The sequence below is a fragment of the Novosphingobium sp. genome, assembly GCF_032093395.1.
Taxonomy (GTDB): Bacteria; Pseudomonadota; Alphaproteobacteria; order Sphingomonadales; family Sphingomonadaceae; genus Novosphingobium.
In genome coordinates this window covers 7280-8944 of record NZ_DAMDBA010000125.1, presented here as the reverse complement: position 1 = coordinate 8944, position 1665 = coordinate 7280, and the positions used below count along the sequence as shown (strand labels likewise).

Sequence of the window (1665 nt, the reverse complement as noted above, 5' to 3'; positions counted from 1 at the left end):
GTCGTGGACTTCGAGGTATTCCGTGGGCCACTGGTCGCGGCGCTGCGCCGCGGCCCTCGGGGCAAGGGTGGGCGTCCGCCGTTCGACCCGGTCCTCATGTTCAAGATCCTGGTGCTGCAGGCGCTCTACTCGCTGTCGGACGAAGGGACGGAATTCCAGATCAAGGACCGGCTCTCGTTCCAACGCTTCCTGGGCCTGGGTCTCGACGGAACAGTGCCCGATGCGACAACGGTATGGCTGTTTCGGGAGCGCCTGGTGAATGCCAAGGCGATCGACAAGCTCTTCGCCCGGTTCGATGCGGCGCTGACCGACCGGGGCTACCTCGCCATGGGCGGGCAGATCATCGATGCCACCGTGGTGCCGGCGCCCAAGCAGCGCAATACCGAAGAGGAGAAGGCGGCAATCAAGGAGGGCCGGATCCCCGAGCGCTGGAAGGACAGGCCTGCGAAAGTCCGGCAGAAGGATCGCGATGCCCGCTGGAGCGTGAAGTACACCAAGGCCAAGGTGAAGGAAGGCGCCGATCCCACGGCGTTCAAGCCGGTCGACCTCGCCATTCCGATGTTTGGTTATAAAAACCACATCGGCATCGACCGGGCTCACGGCCTGATCCGCACCTGGGATGCCAGCGCGGCGAATGCTCACGATGGGGCCAGGCTGCCGGTGCTGATCAGTCCGGACAACACCGCCTCGGGCGTCTGGGCCGATACGGCCTACCGATCGAAGAAGAACGAGGCCTTCCTGGCCAAGGGCATGTTCACCAGCCACATCCACCAGCGGAAACCGCACCGACGGGCGATGCCCGAGCGTATTGCACGCGCCAACGCAAGGCGCTCGGCGGTTCGCTCGGCCGTCGAGCATGTCTTCGCCGGACAGAAGCATCGCATGGGCCTGGTCGTGCGCACCATCGGCATCGCTCGCGCCCGCATCAAGATCGGCATGGCCAACCTCGCTTATAACTTTCAGCGGCTCACCTGGCTTGAGGGGCGCACTGCGCCTGCATGACCTGGAAACCGGGGTGGATCACCCGGCTCGCTTCAGAAAATCAGCAGATCAGGCCGCCAAAAGAAGGGCTCCGGCGCTCTCGGGCACCTGCTCGTCTACATCACGCCCAAATTGCTCGGTTCTTCGAAGTGTCCAAGTGTCTTCGAGCAACCCAAAGCGTAATGGTAACTATAGTCCTGTGAATCACGCCGATCGCGCACCCAGAAAATGCCCCGGAGCCGGGAAATAATCCTTCTCATATGCGTTAGTTTTCCAGCGATGGCGAACCATCTGGATCGTCGCGGGGAGTCGTTGATGCGCGTTGCGATAATAGCTCATTTAAAGTTCCCGATCGGTGAGCCCTTCGCGGGCGGGCTGGAGATGCACACTCACATGCTCGCACGGTCGCTGCGCGAACGTGGACACGATGTTACTCTCTTTGCATCGACGCGCTCCGATCCCGCATTGGGTGTCGAAGCGATCTGCGATGAAACCTCGCTTCTTGAAACGGGCATCGCCGAAGCCAATGATGTCGCCTTCTTCCGCGAACATCATGCCTATCTTGGATTGATGACCGAACTACGGTCGCGATCCTTCGATGTGATCCACAACAATTCCTTGCACTATCTTCCCGTCAGCATGGCGGAAACGCTTGCCAGTCCCGTCATGACGAGGCTCCACACG

2 protein-coding genes are annotated in these 1665 nt (G+C 61.2%); both read left to right on the top strand.

Features of this window, described 5'->3' with window-relative positions; genetic code table 11:
* Window positions 1–1002 (top strand): IS5 family transposase (locus RT424_RS23225; protein ID WP_313443075.1); only part of this gene is annotated, 1002 nt, incomplete at its 5' end.
* Window positions 1003–1296: 294 nt separating this feature from the next.
* Window positions 1297–1665, top strand: a 369-nt coding sequence (locus RT424_RS23220; protein ID WP_313443073.1) for a glycosyltransferase, incomplete at its 3' end; no start/stop codon positions are given.